Source organism: Rhizobium sp. P1_B8 (assembly GCF_056406515.1).
This window is the reverse complement of sequence record NZ_JBFTZZ010000002.1, coordinates 305,697-325,690: the sequence shown is the minus strand read 5'-3', so window position 1 is coordinate 325,690 and position 19,994 is coordinate 305,697. Positions and strand designations below refer to the sequence as shown.

Below are 19,994 nucleotides of genomic sequence, written 5' to 3'. Positions count from 1 at the left end.
GCGCTTCGCAAAAGCCGCTCGGCTAAACCGAGGGCTCTTCGGCCTTCCCGGGTCTCACTTCACCGCGATGACGACCTTGCCCTTAACGCGGCCTGTCTCCACATAGTCGAGCGCCTCGTTGGTCTTCTCGAATTGGAAGGACCGGTCGATGACGGGGCGGATGGCGCCCGCCTCGATCAGCGAGGTGATCTTGCCGAGCTGCGCGCCGTTTGCCGTCATGAAGAGGAAGGAATAGCCGATCCCCCGGCGTTTCGATTTCCGCCGGATGCTTAAACTCAAGAAGCGCATGACCTGCCGCAGCAGCCAGCCGAAGCCGTTTTCCCTGGCGAAATCGGGATCGGGCGGACCTGATATCGAGATCAGCTTGCCGCCGGGCTTCAGGACGGCGAGCGATTTCTCCAGCGTATCCTTGCCGAGGCTGTTCAGCACGACGTCATAGCCCTTCAGCACCTTGTCGAAGTCGTCCTTCTTGTAATCGACCACCACGTCGGCGCCGAGGCTTTTCACCAGATCGATATTTGCCGTGCTCACGGTCGTCGCCACGTGGGCGCCGAGATGTTTGGCAAGCTGGATCGCTATAGTGCCGACGCCGCCGGAGCCCGCATGGATCAGCACCCTCTGCCCCTTCTGCAGTTTGGCGCGTTCGACCAGCGCCTGCCATGCGGTCAGCGCCACAAGTGGAATGGATGCGGCTTCTTCCATGCTGAGATTGGCAGGTTTCAACGCGACATCGCCAGCGTCGATGGCGATATACTCGGCGAAGGTGCCGATGCGATCCTGGCCGGGACGCGCATAGACCGCGTCGCCGGGTTTGAACTGCCGGACATTGGCGCCCACCCGGACCACGACACCAGCGACATCATTGCCGAGCACCAATGGAAGCCGGTAAGGCAGGATCAGCTTGAACTCTCCGTCCCGGATCTTGCCATCCAGTGGGTTCACGCTGGCGGCATGGATCTCGACCATGACGTCATTCTCGCGCAGCTGCGGTTCAGGGCTCTGGCCGAGCCTGAGGGCGCCGCCCTTCTTGTAGCGATCGATCAGGAATGCTTTCATGGGACGAACTTTCGTTTCTGTGGTGTGCCGGAAATGCGGTAAGGCAGGCTCAACCGGGAAGTTTGTTGAATTTCCGGAGGCTCTTGTCGACGAAGGACTCTGGCAGGAAGCGACGGATGAAGCGGACCTGTCCTGCCGCCTTTCCGGCAGTATAGCGTCTCTTGGGCGATGGCGCATTGGCGGCCCTGACGACGGTTGCGGCGACCACCTCGGGCGCATCTCCTTTTGAGACGATCTCGCGCATCAGCTTCTCCGCATCGGCGCGCACCGCATCATAGACGGCAAGCGGCCGGTCGGGGCGCGTGATGTTCTCCTCGAACGAGGTGCGGGTGACACCCGGTTCGACGAGCACGACGCGGATGCCCTGTGTGCGCACTTCATGGTCGAGGGATTCCGAATAACCTTCGATCGCGTGTTTGGTCGCTGCGTAGAGTGCGTTGAAGGGCGCCGGGATCAGCCCAAGGATCGAGCTCAGGTTGATGATCCGGCCGCTACGCTGCCGCCGCATCACCGGCAGTACTGCATTGGTCATGCGCATCGTGCCGAAGACGTTGACGTCGAATACGGCTTTGGCCTGTGCCGTCGTCGATTCCTCGGCGCCGCCCAGCAGGCCGATCCCGGCATTGTTGACGAGCAGATCGATCCGTCCCGCGCGCTTCAGAACCTCGTCGACGACGCTCTGCACGGATTGATCGTCGATGACGTCGCAGACCAGCATGGTGATGCCGTCGGCGGTGTCGGCCATCGGTTTTCGGCTGGTGCCGAACACCCGGTAACCGTCGCGCCGCAGCGCCTTCGCCGTCACCAGCCCGATGCCGGAGGAAGCCCCGGTGACCAGGGCAATGCCGCGTTCTCTCTTGCTCATTGACGTCTGCCTTCGTTTTTGTCGTGGAACATCCATGCGCAGTCTGTTACTATCAAATCGATAGCAAGTCACTACTAAAAAGATATCGACATGAAGAATCTTTCGAAACAGCCCTGCCTGATCGCCCGCAGTTTGGCGCTCGTTGGCGATGCGTGGAGCATGCTGATCATGCGCGACGCCCATGCGGGACTGACCCGCTTCGATGAATTTCGCAAAAGCCTCGGCATCGTCCCGACAATGCTGACGGGGCGGCTGTCATCGCTGACCGAGGAAGGATTGCTGGAAAAGCGTCGCTATTCCGAGCGTCCGCCGCGCGACGAATATGTGCTGACGGAAGCCGGCCGCGACTTTCTGCCGGTGCTGTTTGCAATCGGCGCCTGGGGCCGCAAGTACCGCGGCGGCGGCGACGTCACCCGTTTCTTCGACGCCGAGACTGGTACGGAAATCGATCCCGTCACCATCGACCGCGCGACCGGCGCGCCGATTGGAACACGTCCTATTCGTATCGCCGCTCCCGGATGTCACCCGACCGCGGCAGTTGAAGCGGCACCTGGCAACTCGCCTTGAAGCCGATGTAGTATCCCCCGCCATCACCGCCTCCGGCGATGGCAAGGGTGATCCTCAAATAAAGCCCACGGCGCCGATCCGAGTGCTAGGACTGCTGCAGTCCGTAGAGCAGCGGCATCAGTCCTGCGAGCGCCCTGAAACGCTCCCACGACTTGGATGACGGCTTTGTCCAGCCCGTTTCGGCCAGTGCGGAAAGGCGCGGGAATACGAGGCGGTCGAAAACAGCGCGATCCGTCATCGGCTCGGACCAGATGCAGGCCTGGATGCCCAGGAGTTTCTGTTTCTGGATCGCCGTCCAGCCACCGATGGGATCGAAATTGTAGAGCTTCTCGGCATCCGAAGTCCCTGCCCAGCTGGCGCCGGGCTCATCCCAGTCGGGCCTGAGCGCCATGTCGAGGTAGTAGACCTGTCCGGGGCAGACGACGATTTGGTAGCCGCGCTCGGCAAGTTCGGCCGAGACCTCGACATTGCGCCAACTGCAGAGATAGCTCTTCGATTTGTCGATGACATCGCCGTGGGCAGCCTCTTCCCAGCCGCCGGTGATGCAGCCTTTGCTCGCAAGGAAGCGCTGGACGCGGCTGAGGAACTCCGCCTGCAGGATGGCGGCACCCGAGCCGTGGATGTCGTCGGCGCCATGGGTATTGGTCACGACGTTCAGCCGTTTGGCATGCGCATCGGCAACCTCGTTGCCGGCCACGCTGCGCAGGCGCTCGAGCGCTTCCGGCGAGCCGGACCACGCGCCAAGCGGAACTTCGTCGGCGCCGAGATGGATGATCTTGAACGGAAAGAGTTCGATGAGCTCGGAGAGGATCGTCTCGATGATCTCATAGGTCTTCTCGCGGGCCGGATTGATGCAATTGTCGGGAAAGCCCTGAACTGAATAATAGCTGCCGACCTCGGCCGGATCGCGCAGCTCCGGTATCGCCTGCAGCATGGCGTAGCAATGGCCGGGGACATCGATCTCCGGCACGATCTCCACGCCGAAGCTCTTGCCATGGGCGACGATCTCGCGGATGGCGGCCTTGGTGTAATAACCGCCGGTGCGGGCCGGGCTCGAACCGAGCAGCGGCGGAACGGCCAGACCGTGGCCGCGCCAGGCGCCGACCGCGGTCAGATCAGGATAGGCGTCGATCTCGACGCGCCATGCTTCGTCGTCGGAAAGGTGCCAGTGGAAGCGGTTGAGCTTGTTCCAGGCAAGCACCGCCAACAGCTTCTTGACCTCGGCGGCGCCGTAGAACTGGCGGGCGACATCGAGATGCAGCCCGCGCCAACCCATCGACGGCTCATCGACGATCTCGCCGGCGGCCGGAAACTGGAAGACCTCGGGATGCAGCCTTGCACCGCGCCAGATCTGGCCGAGCGTGACGAGACCGTAGAGGAAGCCGGTCCGGCTGCTTGCCTCGATCGTGATCGCCTCACCCTCGAAGCTCAGCCGATAGGCCTCCGGCCCGAACCCGGCGGCATCCTTCAGGGCAACCGGAACCGCGCCTTCCGCCTCGCTCCGTACGATGCCCTCGACGGCAAAGAGATGCTCGACCAGCGCTGCGAAGTTTTGTGCTGCCGCCTCCCCTTCAGCGCTCTGCGCCTGCGGCGCAAAACCGGCCGGCAGCGGCCGGCGGGAAGTGACCGACACATGGTTCGGCCAGGGGATGATCGACACCTGAACGGGCGCATTGACGGGAACCGGATAGATCTCGGCGCCACGCTTCAGAGGCGCATTGCTGACCGAAGATCGCGTCGGCTCTATGGTGAGGACGATCGTGCTGCCATCGGAAAGCGCGAGATAGCCGCTCGTCGCGCCGTCCGTCCAGTGGCGGAACTGCCAGCTCAACGCGTAGACCGAAATCGTCCACGTCTCGCCGGCGCCGAGAACGAAATTGGCCGGCGGCTGGAATTCGGTGAAATTCGAGAGCCGTTGTGAGACCGTCGCGCCTTCGACGCGACCCGCCGGATCGACACGGCCCGGGCCGCTCACGCAGAGGGAGAAATTCGAAAGCGGCTCGGTGCCGAGGTTCTTGAGGCGCAGGACATAGGAAAACTCCTTACCATCAGCAGGCGGATTCCAAAGGGTTTCAAGCCGCAGGGCTTTCGGTCGCGAAATGGACATGGTCACTCTTCCTTCTGAAGATCAGGTCTTGAGCATTCCGGCGTAAATGCCGGGAGCGGAATTGGGGATAGGCATGGCCCCTACGGCCTTTTCGTAAAAGGCAGAAGGGCCGACGTCACCGATGATCGCATAGGCATAGCCTATCGCTTTCAAGTCGTTCAGGCTGGCAAACAGCAATGCCCGGCCGATGCCGAGCCCGCGAAGGCTTTCGTCGACGCCGGTCGGTCCGAAGAAACCGCGTGCCGTCGCTTCATGGCAGGAAAAACCGACGAGCTTCTGTTCGCGCGTGGCGATGAAGCAGGTCGTCGGCTGGCGGGTCATCGCGACGGATGCCTCGCTCGCCCATCCCTCACCGAATTGTTCTGCGATCCAGCCAGTGATCAGCCGGAATTCCGGCGGCAGAGCCCGGCGGATCGTCACACCATCGCGGGCCATTCGCTCGGGCGATTGCGTATCTTGCGGCAGGGTGGAAAGGTTTACCAGGTAGTCCACTTTGCAATCCTTCAGCCGGAAACGCCGAGCGCGCGTATGAAATGATTGGAGCCGACCTGCTCGACGACAGTCGATTCCGGACGGCTGAGCGAGCGTACCTTTTCCGCTTGTTCGAGGAAACGCGCGCTTCCGCCCGTCACGAACGGCCGGCTGCCATCTGGAACGGCTGAAAGCAGCAATCTTGTATAGGGATGGCGCGGATCGGACAGAACCGCATCGGTGTCGCCCCATTCGACCATCTGGCCGGCGAACATGACGACGATCTCTTCGGCCACATGTGCGGCCGTTGCGATGTCGTGCGTGATATAGAGCATGGCGAGCTCATTCTCGCGTTTCACTTTCGCGAGCAGATCGAGAATGTCTTTGCGGATGGAGACATCAAGCATCGAGGTCGGCTCATCGGCAACCAGCACGCTCGGCGCGACGGCCAGCGCCCGAGCGATATTCACACGCTGCCGCTGCCCGCCCGAGAGTTCATGCGGGAATTTCTGCCTGGTCACATCGGGCTCCAGCCCGACGCTTGCCAGCAGGCGGGCAATCTCTTCGGGAAGATCCGCCCTGGAGCCGCTCTGCCGATGCAATTGCAGTGGCCGCGCCAGATGATGGCTGACCGTGAAGGCTGGGTTGAGCGACGAGAACGGATCCTGGAAGACCATCTGCACCTCCCTGCGGTACTGATGCTCATCCTTCGCCTCGCCGCGGGCGGTCAGATCCTGCCCGCGGAAAAACAGCCTGCCGCCCGTCGGTTTGTCCAAGCGGGCGATGATGCGGGCGCAAGTCGTCTTGCCGCAGCCGGATTCGCCGACCAGCGCCAATGCCCGCCCGGGAAAGAGCGAGAAGGACACACCTTTCAGCGCATGTACCGGGCCGAAATTACGCTTGATGTCTTCGAGCCGGATCACCGCGTCGGCGACAACAGGATTTGCCTCCGCTTTCATGCCAAGACTCCCGATAGATGCGGATTGCCCGGAAGCTGCGGAATGGCATTCCAAAGCTTGCGGGTATAATCGTGCCGCGGCGCTTGAGCGACCTGGCGCACGTCGCCCACTTCGACGAGTTCGCCCTTCAGCATCACGCCGATGCGCTGGCAGAGCTGCGCCATCAGATGCAGGTCATGGGTGATGAAGAGCACCGAAAAACCATAGGTCCGCTGCAGATCGACCACCTGCTCGAGGATCTCCCGCTGCACGACCACGTCGAGAGCCGTCGTCGGTTCGTCCATGATGATAAGCTCGGGTCTCAGCGCCAGGCAGATCGCGATGACGATGCGCTGGCGCATGCCGCCGGAGAACTGGTGCGGGTAGTCGCCGATGCGATGTGTGGGGATGCCGACGAGGCGGAACATCTCCTCGCCGCGAGCCCTTGATTCCTCATGCGAGCAACCGGTGTGTCGGCGCAGAACGTCATGGAACTGCGCCTCGACCCGCATCAGCGGATTGAGCGAATTCATCGCGCTCTGGAAGACCATGCCGATGCGCTTCCAGCGGATTTTCTGCAACTCGCGTTCGGGTAGCCTCAGGAGATCCTGTCCGTCCAGCCGGATGCTGCCGCCGCTGATCCAGGCAGGCGCCTTGGAAAGACGCGTGATGGCATAGGCAATCGTGCTCTTGCCGCAACCGGATTCACCCGCCAGCCCGAAGATCTCGCCGCGGCCGATATTGAAGGAGACCTCCTTCACGGCGCGGAATTCTCCCTTGTCGATGAGGTAATCGACATTGAGCTTTTCGATTTCCAGAAGATTGTCGCTCATCGGCCAAGCTCCAGTTCCCTGTTGCGGGCACGGTTGAGGCGGAACCAGCGCGTCAGCGCCGGGCCGGAGCGCAGCTGCGGATTGGCGATCTCGTCGAAGGTGAAATTCAGCAGAGCAAGGCCTAGCCCCGTCAGCGCGATGCCGACTGCCGGCACCCCGATGTCCCACCATGCGCCGACCATGATCGCCGAGGAATTCTGGGCATTGTAGAGCATCGTGCCCCAGGAGACCTTCAGCGGATCGCCAAAGCCCAGATATTCGAGCGTCGTCTGGGCAACGATGGCATAGATGATGCTGCCGACGAGGTTGATGCCGATCAGCGTCGTCAGGTTCGGCAGGATTTCCACGAAGATGATGCGCCAGGCCGGCTCTCCGATCATCTTGGAGGCCGTGACGAAGTCACGATTGCGAAGCGCCATCGTCTGCGAGCGTGTCATGCGGGCGCCCCAAGGCCAGGAGGTCAGCGCGATGATCGCCATGATCGTCATCGGCCCCACCGTCCCGGCGAAGGAGGCGAGCAGGATCAGCAGCGGCATGTTGGGGACAACAAGCACGGCATTGGTCGCAAGATCGAGCACCGCATCGGTCCTGCCTCCGGCATAACCGGCGACGAGGCCGATGGCCGTGCCGAGAACGGTGATGGCAATGCCCGTGGCAAAACCGACGGAGAGAGAGCTACGGGCGCCCCAGACGAACTGGCGATAGACATCCCGCCCCATCTTCGTCGTGCCCATGACATGTTCGATCGACGGCGGTTGATGCGAGCGCCCGACACGCGCTCCGGGCTCGCCGGGCGCAACGATCGGCGCAAACAGCGCCATCAGCCACAGAGCCACAATGATGATGAGGCCGGCCAGCGCTTTCTTCTGCCTGAGGATGGGCCGCAGCGTAAAGCTCATCATACGGCCTCCCGCAATCTGGGATCGACGAGCCCGTAGATGATGTCGACGAGGAAGTTGGCACCCAGCGTCGCGAGCGTCATCAGCAGCAACTGTCCCTGGATGACAGGATAATCGCGGGCGATGCTCGCAGTATAAAGTGTAAGTCCCAACCCCGGATAGTTGAAGACGATCTCGGTGACGATCGAGCCGCCGAAGACGGCGCCGAGCATCAGCGCCAGGTTGGTCAGAACGGGAAGCATGGCATTGCGTGCGCCGTAGCCGAACATGACGGTGAGGTGGCTGAGCCCCTTGGCGCGCGCCATGGTTACATAGTCCTCGCCGAGTACCGAGATCATCGACGAGCGCATCGTCGTCTGGAATTCGCCGATCAGAAACGGCGAAAGCGTCAGGACCGGCAGGATCGCATGGGCGAACACGCTGCCAATGAAGGTGAAATCGAAGGCGGGATCGAGGTTGGGATCATAGGCATATCCCACCGGAAACCAGCGCAGTGAGACCGCGAAGACGAAAAGTGTCGTCAGCGCCACGATGACAGGCGGCACCGAAATCATGATCACGGAAAGTGGCGAGACGATCGTGTCGAAGCGTCCGCCGCGACGCCAGGCCGAGATCGCGCCGAGCACGACACCGACGCAGAGCGAAAAGATGATCGCGGTGGTGACAAGGAAGACCGTCCAGAGCGTCGAACGGCCAAGAACCTGGACGACGGTCTGGGGGTAATATTTGACCGAGACGCCGAGATCGAGGGTCGCCAACCCCTTCACGTAATCGACGAACTGCCAGAGCATCGGCTGGTCGACCGCGCCGAAGCGCGCCTTGATCGCCTCGACGGCGGCAGGTGTTGCTCGTGGGCCGAGCTGGGCGACCATGGCATCGACCGGACTCCCCGGCATGAGCCGGGGAAGAATGAAGTTCATGACGATGGCGAACGCCAGGGCGACCGCATAGACGCCGAGGCGCCGGCTCGAAACGCGCATTTCCGCTCCCTCGCGAGGCTTATTGGACCGGCTGGAGGCGCAGCAGATGCATCAGGCGCATGCGGTTGTTGTCATGATCTTCCGGGTTCATGACGGGATCCTTGTCGGTGACCCAGCCGGTGAAGCGCTTGCTGGAGAACTGATACCAGGTCGGCCCGTTGAATACCGGCACGACAGGGAAGTCGTCGGCGATCAGCAGCTGGATGTCGTTGAAGATCTTCTTGTGATCGTCCTCCGACGTCGCCTTCAGATACTGATCGAAAAGCGCGTCCAGCTTCGGGTTCGAATAGCGCGACGGCGCGCCGGTGATGCGCCCGCCATAAGCGGTCGACAGGCTCTGGTAATAGCCGCGGAATGGCGTTGCCCCGTCGGCGCGGGAGTTCATGACGACCTCGAAGCTGCCATCGATGATCTGCTTGCGCCATTGTTCATATTCCGGCGTGGCAACGGACGCGTTGATGCCGGCTGCACGCAGGCCTTCGACCGCAATCTGGACCGCATCGATCCAGTCCGTCCAGCCGTTCGGAACGATGATCGGGAAGGCAATCGGCTTGCCGCTCGGCGTGGTGCGGAAGCCGTCGGCACCCTTCTTGTAGCCGGCATCGTCGAGAATCTTGTTGGCCTTCTCGGTATCGAAGCCCATGAAGGCGTCCTTGTCGCCTTCGGCGCCCTTGTTGCGCCAGGTCTCAAAACGCGGCGGCAGGCCGGTCGCATGCTCGTTGACGACAGGATAGCCGAAGCCGGCAATATCGACCATCGACGCGCGGTCCATGGCGAGGCTGAAGGCATGGCGGAAGTTCAGATCCTTATAGGCCTCGAGGTTGCCTTCATTGCCGCTCTTGAAGTTCATCTGGAAGGCGACGGTTTCCGCCGGCGGCTGCCAATAGCCGTTATGGTCGGGATCGAGCGCCACGAAGGTCTTGTCGATCTGCGGAATGAAGGATCCGATCCAGTCCATGTTGCCTTCCGGCAGGATGGCAAGCATCTGGTCGTTGCCTGAGATCTGCGGCAGCCTGAGGCAATCGACATGCAGCGAGGCGGCATCCCAATAGTTCGGGTTGCGGCACTGCTCATAGACCTGCGGCGTGAAACGGCGCAGCTCCGTCATCGGGCCGGAACCGACCGGCTTCTCGTTCTTGAAGGCGACCGGATCGGAAACGTCCTTCCAGATATGCTCGGGAACGACGGCGAGGTCTGCAAGCGTTTCCGGAAAATCGGAATTCACGGCCTTGAGATCGATCCTGACCTCGGTCGCCGACGGCGCCTCGACGGAGGCAATGGTCTCGCCGACTCCGACGGTGTCGAGCGCGGGGTTCTTCAGCATGAGATCGATCGTGTATTTTACGTCGGCCGACGTCAGCGGTTGGCCGTCGGACCACTTCAGACCGGGCCGCAGCGTATAGGTGACCGATTTCATATCCCCGGAGAACCTATAGTCGGTCGCCAGGCGAAACACCGGCTTGCCGCCGTCCTCGGCATTGAAGATGACCAGGGGCTCGTAGATGAAATCCATCGTGCTCTGCCGGCGGCCGGCAAGGTCGAACGGATTGAAGTTCTGAACCCAGCTGCTCTGCTCCTCGATATGCATCGTCAGCACCGACTCTGCGGCTGCACCCCCCGTTCCAAAAACGACGAGCGCCGTCAGAGCGGTTGCCGCCGCAAAGCCAGCGCGCATGGAATTGTTGCGGATTGCACTCTTGCTCAATCTCATTCCATCGTTCCCCTTGTTGTTTATTTTTGAAGTCAATCAAATTGATTTAATATTGATAGTCAGTTTCCTGCCGACACGTCAATTGCCGATCTCAAACTTTTTGCAACGGCCTCGGAGCCGGTTACATGTGTTGTTTTGTAAGGATAATTCCGGCGTTAATAATTAATGTACCTTTAAGTACCATAATTGTTTCAACGATGGCGAATCGACCTGCTCGAACATTGGTCGATAAGCATGAGGCTGCTCGCCACGGCCGGGATGTTCCCCGGGATGCAACACATTCAACTTCTAAGAGCGGGTCGAATTTCCCATGACGAGCATCAATACGAACAATTCAGCGATGTCTGCCCTTCAGACGCTGCGCAACATCAACTCCAGTCTCGAAACGACACAGAATAGTGTTTCTACCGGCTATCGGGTCGACACCGCATCCGACAATGCCGCCTACTGGTCGATCGCAACCACGATGCGGTCCGACAACAAGGCGCTCTCCGCCGTGTCCGACGCGCTGGGCCTTGGCGCAGCAAAGGTTGATACTGCCTATACGGCCATGGACAATGCGATCGACGTTGTCGACGAGATCAAATCCAAGCTTGTCGCAGCGACCGAAGACGGTGTCGACAAGTCCAAGGTCCAGGAAGAAATCAGCCAGCTTCAGGAACAACTGCTGAGCATTGCCCAGTCGGCGTCGTTCTCCGGTGAGAACTGGGTCGCGGGCGCGGATGGCACGAAAAGTGTCGTATCGTCTTTCGTACGCGACGGCTCCGGCGCCGTTTCCGTTAAAATGACGGAATACGCTCTGGATACCAGCTCCACGGGCAATGTGTTGTTCGGCATGAGCAGCGGGACGATCGATACCGCGTCCGGCATCCTCGGAACGGCTGATGCAAACGGCGATTCCGTCTATTCGCTTGATATCACCGACTTCACCACCGGTCAGATCCAGTCGGCGCTGTCGACCATCGAATCCGCACTGTCGGCAATGACCTCTGCCGGTGCGCAACTAGGTTCGATCTCGACGCGCATCGATCTGCAGGAAGACTTCGTCAGTGCGCTTTCCGATTCGATCGACTCGGGTGTGGGCCGGCTGGTCGACGCCGACATGGAGGAGGAGTCGAGCAAACTGTCGGCCTTGCAAACACAACAGCAGCTCGCGATCCAGTCGCTATCGATCGCGAATTCGTCGTCGCAGAATATCCTGTCGCTCTTCCGCAGCTAAGCGCCGGATATATAGGACGCTCGGAGCAAATCCGTTGATCACGCGATCGAGCCTGGCCTACCGGTCAGGCTCGATCGCGTTCGCAAATTTGTGCTGGCGGGTCCCTATCCCTCCTGTCCTCATCCGAACTATGGTGTCGCGATCGGCGAAATCGCGGTTCACTTCCGAGCCATGCTGTCCGTCGTCTCGATCGCAACCACGATCGGCCTTAGTCTTCGCACCCCAGGGCGGAGAATGCAGCGCGCGGGATCATCGCATGTCGGAACGACTTGAATCTGCCCGTCCTGATGAAACGCCCGCCATCGTCTGGCTCGGCTTCATGGCGATGTGCGTCGGCATGTTCATGGCGATCCTCGACGTCCAGGTGGTGGCAACATCGCTGCCGACCATCCAGTCCGCGCTCGGTATCGATCCGGATCAGATGAGCTGGATACAGACGGCCTATCTCATCGCCGAAGTGGTCGCGATCCCGCTCACCGGCTTCTTGACCCGGCTGCTGACGATGCGATGGCTGTTCGTCATTGCCATCAGCCTGTTCGTCGCAGCCTCCGCCGGCTGTGCGGCGAGCGGCAGCTTCGGCGAGTTGGTGGCCTGGCGGGTGCTTCAGGGTTTTTCCGGCGGAACCCTGATCCCATCGGTGTTTTCAGCCGTGTTCATCCTCTTTCCGAACGAGCGGCAGGCGCTTGCGACGACGATCGCCGGCGTGCTTGCGGTGCTTGCTCCAACCGTCGGACCGATCGTCGGCGGATGGCTGACGCAGACCTATTCCTGGCACTGGCTTTTCCTGATCAACATCATCCCCGGTATCATCTCGGCAATCCTGGCCGCACGGTCCCTGCCGCGGCAGGCGACCGATCCGTCCGAACTCAGGCATCTCGATGGTCTGTCGCTCCTGCTGATGGCGACCGCGCTGACGACTTTGGAACTCAGCCTGAAGGAGGCGCCGACGAGCGGCTGGATCTCGGCCTATGTGCTCAGCCTGCTCACCGTCTGCCTGGCTTCGGGAGGCGTCTTCGTCTGGCGAACGATTCGCCGAGACAGGCCGATCGTCGATCTCGGCAATTTCGGCGATCGGAACTTTCTCGTCGGCTCGGTTCTGAGCTTCGTCCTTGGCATCGGCCTTTTCGGTTCGGTCTATCTCATGCCGGTCTTCCTCGCTTTTATCAGGGGGCATGACGCGCTTGAGATCGGGATGACGATGCTGGTCACCGGCATCGCGCAGTTGGTGACGGCGCCGATTGCGGTCGCGCTGGAGAAGCGCATGGATGCGCGGCTGCTGTCGGCGGCCGGTTTCGCGCTCTTTGCGATCGGCGTCGAGATGAGCGCGTTTCAGGATCCTCGCACGGATTATGACGCGATGTTCTGGCCGCAGGTCGTGCGCGGCGTCGCCATCATGTTCTGCCTGCTGCCGCCGACGCGGCTGGCGCTCGGCACACTTCCGCCAGATCGCATTCCCGATGCCAGTGGACTTTTCAACCTGATGCGCAATCTCGGCGGGGCGATCGGCATCGCGCTGATCGACACCATCATCTACACGCGCTCGGAACCGCTGGGACAGGCCCTGTGGACCCGTCTTCAAGCCGGCGACATCGAGGCTGGGGCATTCGTCGGCGCGCCTCCCCAGACCATATCGGCACATAGCGGCAGCTTCGATGCAGATACCATGGCGCTGCTCGATCCGCTGGTCCAGACCGCGGCTAGCGTCCAGGCGATCAACGAAGCCTGGATGATCGTCGCTATTCTGACCGGCTGCGCCCTGCTCTCAGTACCCTTCGCCAGGCGACCGGCCTCAACGTGAAAACCATGGTGACAAGTTGCCGATCTTCCGATCGCCGGTAAGATTTCTCTCAATCATTTTGCGTCATCTTCCAGTTCCCTTCTGAAGCCAATCGACGAGATCTCAATGGCCACGGACCTTACGCGCAGTTTTCAAATGCCCCGACGCGAAGAGCTTGGCCTCTTCACGATCAGCAACGGATCCGGCCTGTCGATAGCGGCCCTGCCGAACGGCACGCTGTTTGCCATCGAATATGCCGACGACAAGGGATCGGTGCAGATCAACCAGATCCAGGGCTCGCCGCTCACCGGCGGCATCGGACGGCTGTATCTGCGCATCGGCGGTGCGGCACCTGATGTCGTTGAGATTGTCGGGCCTCGCGCTAATGGCAGCTTCGGGCACGATGCGACGAGCTTCTCCTGGAGCGGCAAGAGAGGCGATATCGGCTACACCGTCCGCCTCGAGCTTCATCCCTCCGAAACGGCCTGGTTCTGGCGTGTCTCCATCCGCCATCTGAAGGATGGAGCGCTGCCGGTGGATCTGGTACTGATCCAGGACGTCGGTCTCGGCGACCGCGGCTTCCTGATGAACAGCGAAGCCTATGCATCGCAATATGTCGATCACCATATCACCGATCATAAGACATTCGGCCCGGTCGTGATGAACCGGCAAAATCTCAAGCAGTCGGGTGCCCGCAACCCCTGGCTCGTGCAAGGCTGCCGCGATGGGGCGGCTGTCTATGCCACGGATGCCATTCAGCTGGTGCAGGCGAAGGACCGCCTCGACGATCAGCTGGTCGGCGCCTTCGGCACCAGCCTGCCGAGCAAACGGCGGCAGCAAGAGACGGCGTGTCCCGCCATCCAGTCGAAATCGCTCTCCGTGCCGGCAAGCGGTGTGACCGCGACCTTCTTTGCCGTCTTCGCCGCCGATCATCCCGAGGCGTCGAGCGATGCCGACCTTTCACGACTTGACGAGCTTGCGGCGACCAACAGTGCGGCCGCCGATATCGAGGAGGTCACGCCGGTCCGCAGCCTGCTTCAGGATGCTGCCCTGCTGAAGGCCGAGGCGCTGGATAAAAAGGCGATCAGCCAGCTCTATCCGGAGCGGAGCCTGGAAGAGCGTGTCGACGGAAAGCTTCTTTCGTTTTTCGTGTCGGACGGTGTTTTGAACCGGCATGTGGTCCTGCGCGACAAGGAGCTCATCGTGGCGCGCCGTCACGGCGCGATCGTCAGAAGCGGTGAGAATATGCTGCTCGATGATGCGACGCTTGCCGCGACCTGCTGGATGCAGGGCATTTTTGCGGCGCAGCTGACGATCGGCAATACGTCTTTTCACAAGCTCTTTTCCGTCTCCCGTGACCCCTACAATCTGACGCGCGCCAGCGGGCTGCGCGTCATGGCGGATATCGGCGCCGGCTGGCAGCTTCTGGCGGTGCCGTCGGCTTTCGAAATGGGACTCAGCGATTGCCGCTGGATCTATCGCTTCTCCGAACGCACGATCATCGTATCGGCAGTCGCCTCCGGCGAGGATGCGGCGATGCAGTGGACCGTCTCTGTCGAGGGCGAGCCATGCCGCTTCCTGGTGTTTGGTCATGTCGTGCTCGGCGAGCGCGAATATGACGCGGGCGGGCAGATCGCATTCGACACCTTAGCCAAGCGTATTCTTTTCCGGCCGGACCCGGCCTGGCTCTGGGGCGAGCGTTATCCCGATGCCAGCTATTGGTTGGTGAGTTCGACGCCCGATGCCATCGAGGAGATCGGTGGCGACGAGTTGCTCTATAGCGACGGGATGGCGCGCAACGGCGCCTTCGTCGCGCTGCGATCGCGACCGACGCAGACGCTTTCCTTTGCCGTCGTCGGCTCGATGACCGATGCGGCGGAGGCCGAGCGCCTGGCGCAACGATATGAGGCCGGCATCACCGGTGATGCCATGCTTGCGCCGGCATCAAAATTCTGGCGGAACGCCGTGCGCGGCGTGACGATCGCCAGCACCTCGCCCGACCTTGCCGCGCAGACGGCCCTGCTTCCCTGGCTCGCGCATGATGCCATTGTGCATCTGAGCGTGCCGCACGGCCTCGAGCAATATACCGGCGCTGCCTGGGGTACGCGCGACGCCTGCCAGGGGCCGATCGAATTCCTGCTCGCCTACGAGCATGACCGCGAAGCCAAGGAGGTGCTGAAGACGGTCTTCAGCGAACAGTACCTGGAAAAAGGCGACTGGCCGCAGTGGTTCATGTTGGAGCCCTATGCCAATATCCGGGCGGGCGACAGCCACGGCGATATCATCGTCTGGCCGCTGAAGGCGCTCTGCGACTATATCGAAGCAACCGGCGATCTCGCCATTCTCGACGAGAAAGTCTCCTGGCGTGATGAAAAGACGATGGCCAGGGCACCGGAGCCCGACACCATCGCAATCCATGTCGAGAAGCTGCTCGATACCGTTCGCGAAGCTTTCATCCCGGGAACGAATCTGATCCGCTATGGCGAGGGAGACTGGAACGATTCCCTGCAGCCGGCCGATCCGCATCTGCGCGACTGGATGGTCAGTAGCTGGACCGTTGCTTTGCTCTACGAGCAGATCGTCCGTTATTCCGCGATCCTGCGCCGCCTCGGCCATGGCAACAAGGCCAAGGGCTTGAGGAAGATCGCAACGGCGATGCGCCGGGATTTCAACCGCCATCTCGTGCGTGACGGTATCGTTGCCGGCTACGGTATCTTCGATCCCAGCCATGATGGCGTCGAATTGCTGCTGCACCCGAGCGACCGGCGCACCGGGCTGCATTACTCGCTGATCTCGATGACGCAGGCGATGCTCGGCGGCCTCTTCACGCCGGTTCAGCGACGCGATCATATGAAGCTGATCGAAGAGCATCTGCTCTTTCCCGACGGCGTGCGGCTGATGGAAAAGCCCGCGACCTATGCCGGCGGCCCCGAGACGCTGTTTCGCCGCGCCGAATCCTCCTCCTTCTTCGGGCGCGAGATCGGGCTGATGTATGTACATGCGCATCTGCGCTACTGCGAGACGCTGGCGCTGGAGGCGGAAGTGGACGAACTCTGGAAGGCGATCGCCGTCGTCAATCCGATTTCAGTCACATCAGCGCTGCCGCATGCTTCGCTGCGCCAGCGCAATACCTATTTCAGCAGCAGCGACGCGGCTTTCCATGATCGTTATCAGGCGGCGGCCGAATGGGAGCGGGTCAAGGCGGGAGAGATCGCCGTCGACGGTGGGTGGCGCATCTATTCAAGCGGCCCCGGGCTCTACACCAGAAGCTTCGTCGAAAATATCCTCGGCTTCAAACGGCGCTTCGGCCGACGCAAACGCAAACCGCTTCTTCCCGCGATCCACGCCTCGGTCGATCTGCAAACCGACCACGCCGCCTGGCGGCGGCTGATGAGGCCGAAGCCTGAGGTGTGAAAAGGATTATGCCGTAGCGTCGCGCAACTCCTCGAAGCGCGCGGCGCTCTTCGACAGGTGGCTTCGGATGGCGCGGCGCGCGGCGAATTCGTCGCGGTCGCGGATTGCCGCGAATATGGCATGGTGTTCCCTGCGCATGCGCGCCGCATGGCGCTTGCGCTCGGCCGATGTCATCTTGTCCAAGCGCGCCCACTGCCGCGGCACCATGATGTTGCCGAACGTGTCGAAGAGGCGGCCGTAATAGGAGTTCTGTGTCGCGACCAGAATGGACCTGTGGAAGGCATAATCCTCCTGCGCGCCGTATCCGCCCTCTTCAAGCGCCTTGTCGAGGGCATCGAGACGATCCTGCATGCGGTCGATATCCTCCTGCGTGCGCCGCAGCGCGGCAAGGCCGGCGGCTTCGTATTCGATCCCCATGCGCAGCTCCAGCACGCGCAGAACCTCGTCGATCGACTGCAGGTCGTTCGGAATGATGGAGAAGGATCTCGGTGTCGGATCGTTCGAGACGAAAGCCCCAAGGCCTTGCCGTGTGGTGATCAACCCCTTTGCACGCAGGGCGGCGAGGGCTTCGCGAACGATCGTCCGGCTGACGCCGGTCGCCGTCATGATCGCCTGTTCGGTCGGCAGGCGCTGGCCGGGCTTCAGGTCGCCGGACTCGATTTGCGCCGTCAACATATCGGCAAGGTTGCTGCGCAGGTTCGGCGCCTGCTGAATGGTATTGAAGACCGCGTTGTCCTTATCTGCCATCCTGTTTCGAAATCCTGGTGTCGAGGCGGCTTTGCCGACCCCGTTTCCTGTTCGCATTCCGCATCCACGCCGATGCGGTGGGCAGCAGCCCTAGCGCATAACCCCGAAAACCGGAATCAATTTTCGGGGTTATGCGGAGAATCGAAGCGATAGAGCATCCTTAGCGCGCCTGAAAAGAGGCACGGCGTGAGACCGATCAGCGCGCCAGCCAACCGCCATCGACGGGCAGCACCGTTCCATGCACGTAGTCGGACGCCGACGATGCCAGGAATACGGCCGCACCGCCGAGTTCGGACGGCGTTCCCCAGCGCCCGGCCGGGATGCGGGCAAGGATGGCGGCATTGCGGTCGGCATCCTCGCGCAGCGCTGTCGTGTTGTTGGTCACGAAATAGCCCGGGGCGATGGCGTTGACGTTGACGCCCTTGCCGGCCCATTCGCAGGCCAGCAGCTTGGTCAGTCCGGCGAGGCCACTTTTCGAGGCGGTATAGGACGGGATCCGGATGCCGCCCTGGAAGGAGAGCAGCGAGGCGATGTTGATGATCTTACCCCTGCCCTTGTCGACCATGTGGCGGCCGGCGGCCTGCGACAGGAAGAAGGCAGTCTTCAGGTTGACGTCGATCACCGCGTCCCAGTCTTCCTCGGTGAAGTCGAGCGCATCGGCGCGGCGGATGATGCCGGCATTGTTGACGAGGATGTCGAGGCCGCCGAAGGTTTGGATGGTCTCAGTGACGATCCCCTTGACCGGTTCGATGCTGGCAAGATCGGCCTTGACGACATGAAAGCGGCTTCCCGCTTCCTTCACCAGCGCCTCGGTTTCGTCCATTGAGGAGCGTCCGACGGCGACGATCGACGCACCGGCCGCTGCCAGCGCGGCCGCGATGGCCTGGCCGAGCCCTGTATTGGCGCCGGTGACGACGGCAACCCGGCCGGAAAGGTCGAAGGGATTTGCCACGACGCTCACCTCAGATCCGCAATGGCGATATGGTCCATGTCGGTAAAGCTCTTATTGTCGCCGGCCATCGCCCAGATGAAGCTGTAATTCTTGGTGCCGGCGCCCGAATGGATCGACCAGGGCGGCGAGATAACCGCTTGTTCGTTGGCGACAAGCATATGCCGGGTCTGCTGCGGCTCGCCCATGAAGTGGAACACACGCTGTTCCGCTTCGAGATCGAAATAGAGATAGGCTTCCATGCGGCGGTCATGCGTATGGGCCGGCATGGTGTTCCAGACGCTGCCCGGTTCGATCATGGTGAAGCCCAGGGTGAGTTGGCAGGATTGGCAGACTTCCGGGTGGATGAACTGGTAGATCGACCGCTTGTTGGCTGTGGCGGCTTCGCCCGGCGTCAGGTGACGGGCCTTTTCGCGGGTGAGCAACACGGTTGGATGGGCTTGATGCGCTGGCGTCGAGACCAGATAGAACTTTGCCGGATTGGCAGCATCCGCGCTCTCGAAGCTGACGTCCTTGGCACCCTTGCCGACATACAGGCAATCATATTTGGCAAGATCGTAATTCGTGCCGTCGACGATGATGCGGCCGGCACCACCGATGTTCAGGGCGCCGAGTTCACGTTCGGCAAGGAAGGTTTCCTGTCCGATCGCCGTCGGCGCCGTCAGCGTCAGCCCGGGGCCGAGCGGCGTCGCGCCGCCGATGACCATTCGGTCATAATGCGAATATGTGAGCCGGATCTCGCCGCTCGCGAAGACGGTTTCCACCAGAAAGTGACGCCGCAGCGTCTCCGTGTCGAAATCACGCACGGCCTCTGGATGGGAGGCGTGCCTCACGTCGATCTGCATGTCAATTTTCCTTCCGCTTCATTGTCGCTTGGGGTCGTCGCTATTGCGGAAGCCGGTCTTGTCCGGCCTGTTCCGCTGCGGCGGTATCCATCCGGTTACATAGTTGTACGACAAGTTTGGTGTCAACAGGTTTGTCGGCGCTCGCTTGAGGAGACGCAAGGCCCGCAAGAGCACGAAAGAAAATCTGGGAATAGACAGGAGAATTTGCGGAGATGATGACGCCATCATCAAGCGATGATCGCAAGCGGCCGCTTCGGCACGGGCCGGTATTTTCTTGGGCCAAAACGAAAAAGCCTGCCGCGGGAGGAGATGCGGCAGGCTTTCGAAAAAAACCGAACGACAGCTGGGAGGAGGAGTGCTGTCATTCCACAGACGACCCTGGGAGGAGGATGGGGCGCCTGTATATCGAAGGGACGCGGGAGGAGGTGCATCGCTTCGATAGAAATAATCATACTTATTTCTTGCTCAGTTGATAGGCATTTCTTTGCAATGCAGCTATGCGCTATGCGAAAAGCGGGCGGCTTGATCACCCTGCTCCATCCGCCGGACGCACAAAAGCAAAGCGCCCGCTCGGGAGGAAGCAGGCGCTGGCATAGTCTCGAAGATGCTTGGTCTA

General features: G+C 61.5%; 16 protein-coding genes. 4 read left to right on the top strand and 12 right to left on the bottom strand.

The features are described from left to right. Positions 1–54: 54 nt before the first annotated feature. Together AC1D2N_RS05270 and AC1D2N_RS05265 are read right to left on the bottom strand one after the other, a co-directional pair. Positions 55–1,056 (bottom strand): NADP-dependent oxidoreductase, encoded by a 1,002-nt coding sequence (locus AC1D2N_RS05270; protein WP_130653878.1) that lies wholly within the window; start codon positions 1,054–1,056, stop codon positions 55–57. Positions 1,057–1,105: 49 nt separating this feature from the next. Continuing rightward, positions 1,106–1,921: an oxidoreductase gene (locus AC1D2N_RS05265; protein WP_130653877.1), complete on the bottom strand. Its 816-nt coding sequence runs from the start codon at positions 1,919–1,921 to the stop codon at positions 1,106–1,108. Positions 1,922–2,011: 90 nt separating this feature from the next. Between AC1D2N_RS05265 and AC1D2N_RS05260 the strand changes: the two genes are divergently transcribed. Beyond that, complete coding sequence (locus AC1D2N_RS05260; RefSeq protein WP_113543208.1) at positions 2,012–2,488, top strand: winged helix-turn-helix transcriptional regulator; 477 nt, start codon at positions 2,012–2,014, stop codon at positions 2,486–2,488. Between the two features lie 85 nt (positions 2,489–2,573). Here AC1D2N_RS05260 and AC1D2N_RS05255 read toward each other — a convergent pair whose 3' ends face one another. The 7 genes from AC1D2N_RS05255 to AC1D2N_RS05225 are packed head-to-tail and all read right to left on the bottom strand — an operon-like array spanning position 2,574 to position 10,427. Further along, the gene (locus tag AC1D2N_RS05255) at positions 2,574–4,595 is read right to left on the bottom strand and encodes a beta-N-acetylhexosaminidase (RefSeq protein ID WP_113543207.1); all 2,022 of its coding nucleotides are present in this window, start codon (positions 4,593–4,595) and stop codon (positions 2,574–2,576) included. A 21-nt stretch (positions 4,596–4,616) separates the two neighbouring features. Next, on the bottom strand, positions 4,617–5,087 hold the full coding sequence (locus tag AC1D2N_RS05250; protein ID WP_130653876.1) for a GNAT family N-acetyltransferase: 471 nt from the start codon (positions 5,085–5,087) through the stop codon (positions 4,617–4,619). Positions 5,088–5,098: 11 nt separating this feature from the next. Continuing rightward, positions 5,099–6,025 carry an ABC transporter ATP-binding protein gene (locus AC1D2N_RS05245; protein WP_018246108.1) on the bottom strand — a complete coding sequence of 309 codons (927 nt, stop codon included), beginning with the start codon at positions 6,023–6,025 and terminating at the stop codon, positions 5,099–5,101. Continuing rightward, positions 6,022–6,837, bottom strand: coding sequence for an ABC transporter ATP-binding protein (locus AC1D2N_RS05240; RefSeq protein WP_113543205.1), 816 nt, complete (start codon positions 6,835–6,837; stop codon positions 6,022–6,024). The genes AC1D2N_RS05245 and AC1D2N_RS05240 overlap by 4 nt, the downstream gene beginning before the upstream one ends. Continuing rightward, positions 6,834–7,736, bottom strand: coding sequence for an ABC transporter permease (locus AC1D2N_RS05235; RefSeq protein ID WP_018246110.1), 903 nt, complete (start codon positions 7,734–7,736; stop codon positions 6,834–6,836). Before AC1D2N_RS05235 ends, AC1D2N_RS05240 begins: the two co-directional genes overlap by 4 nt. After that, complete coding sequence (locus tag AC1D2N_RS05230; RefSeq protein WP_018246111.1) at positions 7,736–8,716, bottom strand: ABC transporter permease; 981 nt, start codon at positions 8,714–8,716, stop codon at positions 7,736–7,738. Before AC1D2N_RS05230 ends, AC1D2N_RS05235 begins: the two co-directional genes overlap by 1 nt. Positions 8,717–8,735: 19 nt before the next feature. Continuing rightward, a complete protein-coding gene (locus AC1D2N_RS05225) occupies positions 8,736–10,427 on the bottom strand; it encodes an ABC transporter substrate-binding protein (RefSeq protein ID WP_130653875.1) in 1,692 nt (563 codons plus the stop codon). Between the two features lie 310 nt (positions 10,428–10,737). Between AC1D2N_RS05225 and AC1D2N_RS05220 the strand changes: the two genes are divergently transcribed. The 3 genes from AC1D2N_RS05220 to AC1D2N_RS05210 all read left to right on the top strand — a co-directional run bounded on the left by AC1D2N_RS05220 (position 10,738) and on the right by AC1D2N_RS05210 (position 16,837). Beyond that, positions 10,738–11,646 (top strand): flagellin N-terminal helical domain-containing protein, encoded by a 909-nt coding sequence (locus AC1D2N_RS05220; RefSeq protein ID WP_018246113.1) that lies wholly within the window; start codon positions 10,738–10,740, stop codon positions 11,644–11,646. 256 nt (positions 11,647–11,902) lie between these two features. Beyond that, positions 11,903–13,444, top strand: a complete 1,542-nt coding sequence (locus AC1D2N_RS05215; RefSeq protein ID WP_130653874.1) for a DHA2 family efflux MFS transporter permease subunit — start codon at positions 11,903–11,905, stop codon at positions 13,442–13,444. Positions 13,445–13,549: 105 nt separating this feature from the next. Then, complete coding sequence (locus AC1D2N_RS05210; RefSeq protein ID WP_130653873.1) at positions 13,550–16,837, top strand: GH36-type glycosyl hydrolase domain-containing protein; 3,288 nt, start codon at positions 13,550–13,552, stop codon at positions 16,835–16,837. A 6-nt stretch (positions 16,838–16,843) separates the two neighbouring features. Here AC1D2N_RS05210 and AC1D2N_RS05205 read toward each other — a convergent pair whose 3' ends face one another. From AC1D2N_RS05205 to kduI, 3 genes are all read right to left on the bottom strand, one after another. Then, positions 16,844–17,584 (bottom strand): FadR/GntR family transcriptional regulator, encoded by a 741-nt coding sequence (locus tag AC1D2N_RS05205; protein WP_018448656.1) that lies wholly within the window; start codon positions 17,582–17,584, stop codon positions 16,844–16,846. Positions 17,585–17,780: 196 nt separating this feature from the next. Then, positions 17,781–18,545, bottom strand: a complete 765-nt coding sequence (kduD, locus tag AC1D2N_RS05200; protein WP_018246117.1) for a 2-dehydro-3-deoxy-D-gluconate 5-dehydrogenase KduD — start codon at positions 18,543–18,545, stop codon at positions 17,781–17,783. Continuing rightward, on the bottom strand, positions 18,542–19,378 hold the full coding sequence (gene kduI / locus AC1D2N_RS05195; RefSeq protein WP_018448657.1) for a 5-dehydro-4-deoxy-D-glucuronate isomerase: 837 nt from the start codon (positions 19,376–19,378) through the stop codon (positions 18,542–18,544). Before kduI ends, kduD begins: the two co-directional genes overlap by 4 nt. Positions 19,379–19,994 lie beyond the last annotated feature (616 nt).

What these genes read in the sequence shown, in the direction of transcription:
- AC1D2N_RS05270 (WP_130653878.1), bottom strand. Translation starts at nt 1,056, where the DNA reads ATGAAAGCATTCCTGATCGATCGCTACAAGAAGGGCGGCGCCCTCAGG.
- AC1D2N_RS05265 (WP_130653877.1), bottom strand. Translation starts at nt 1,921, where the DNA reads ATGAGCAAGAGAGAACGCGGCATTGCCCTGGTCACCGGGGCTTCCTCC.
- AC1D2N_RS05260 (WP_113543208.1), top strand. Translation starts at nt 2,012, where the DNA reads ATGAAGAATCTTTCGAAACAGCCCTGCCTGATCGCCCGCAGTTTGGCG.
- AC1D2N_RS05255 (WP_113543207.1), bottom strand. Translation starts at nt 4,595, where the DNA reads ATGTCCATTTCGCGACCGAAAGCCCTGCGGCTTGAAACCCTTTGGAAT.
- AC1D2N_RS05245 (WP_018246108.1), bottom strand. Translation starts at nt 6,025, where the DNA reads ATGAAAGCGGAGGCAAATCCTGTTGTCGCCGACGCGGTGATCCGGCTC.
- AC1D2N_RS05240 (WP_113543205.1), bottom strand. Translation starts at nt 6,837, where the DNA reads ATGAGCGACAATCTTCTGGAAATCGAAAAGCTCAATGTCGATTACCTC.
- AC1D2N_RS05235 (WP_018246110.1), bottom strand. Translation starts at nt 7,736, where the DNA reads ATGAGCTTTACGCTGCGGCCCATCCTCAGGCAGAAGAAAGCGCTGGCC.
- AC1D2N_RS05230 (WP_018246111.1), bottom strand. Translation starts at nt 8,716, where the DNA reads ATGCGCGTTTCGAGCCGGCGCCTCGGCGTCTATGCGGTCGCCCTGGCG.
- AC1D2N_RS05225 (WP_130653875.1), bottom strand. Translation starts at nt 10,427, where the DNA reads ATGAGATTGAGCAAGAGTGCAATCCGCAACAATTCCATGCGCGCTGGC.
- AC1D2N_RS05220 (WP_018246113.1), top strand. Translation starts at nt 10,738, where the DNA reads ATGACGAGCATCAATACGAACAATTCAGCGATGTCTGCCCTTCAGACG.
- AC1D2N_RS05215 (WP_130653874.1), top strand. Translation starts at nt 11,903, where the DNA reads ATGTCGGAACGACTTGAATCTGCCCGTCCTGATGAAACGCCCGCCATC.
- AC1D2N_RS05210 (WP_130653873.1), top strand. Translation starts at nt 13,550, where the DNA reads ATGGCCACGGACCTTACGCGCAGTTTTCAAATGCCCCGACGCGAAGAG.
- AC1D2N_RS05205 (WP_018448656.1), bottom strand. Translation starts at nt 17,584, where the DNA reads ATGGCAGATAAGGACAACGCGGTCTTCAATACCATTCAGCAGGCGCCG.
- kduI (WP_018448657.1), bottom strand. Translation starts at nt 19,378, where the DNA reads ATGCAGATCGACGTGAGGCACGCCTCCCATCCAGAGGCCGTGCGTGAT.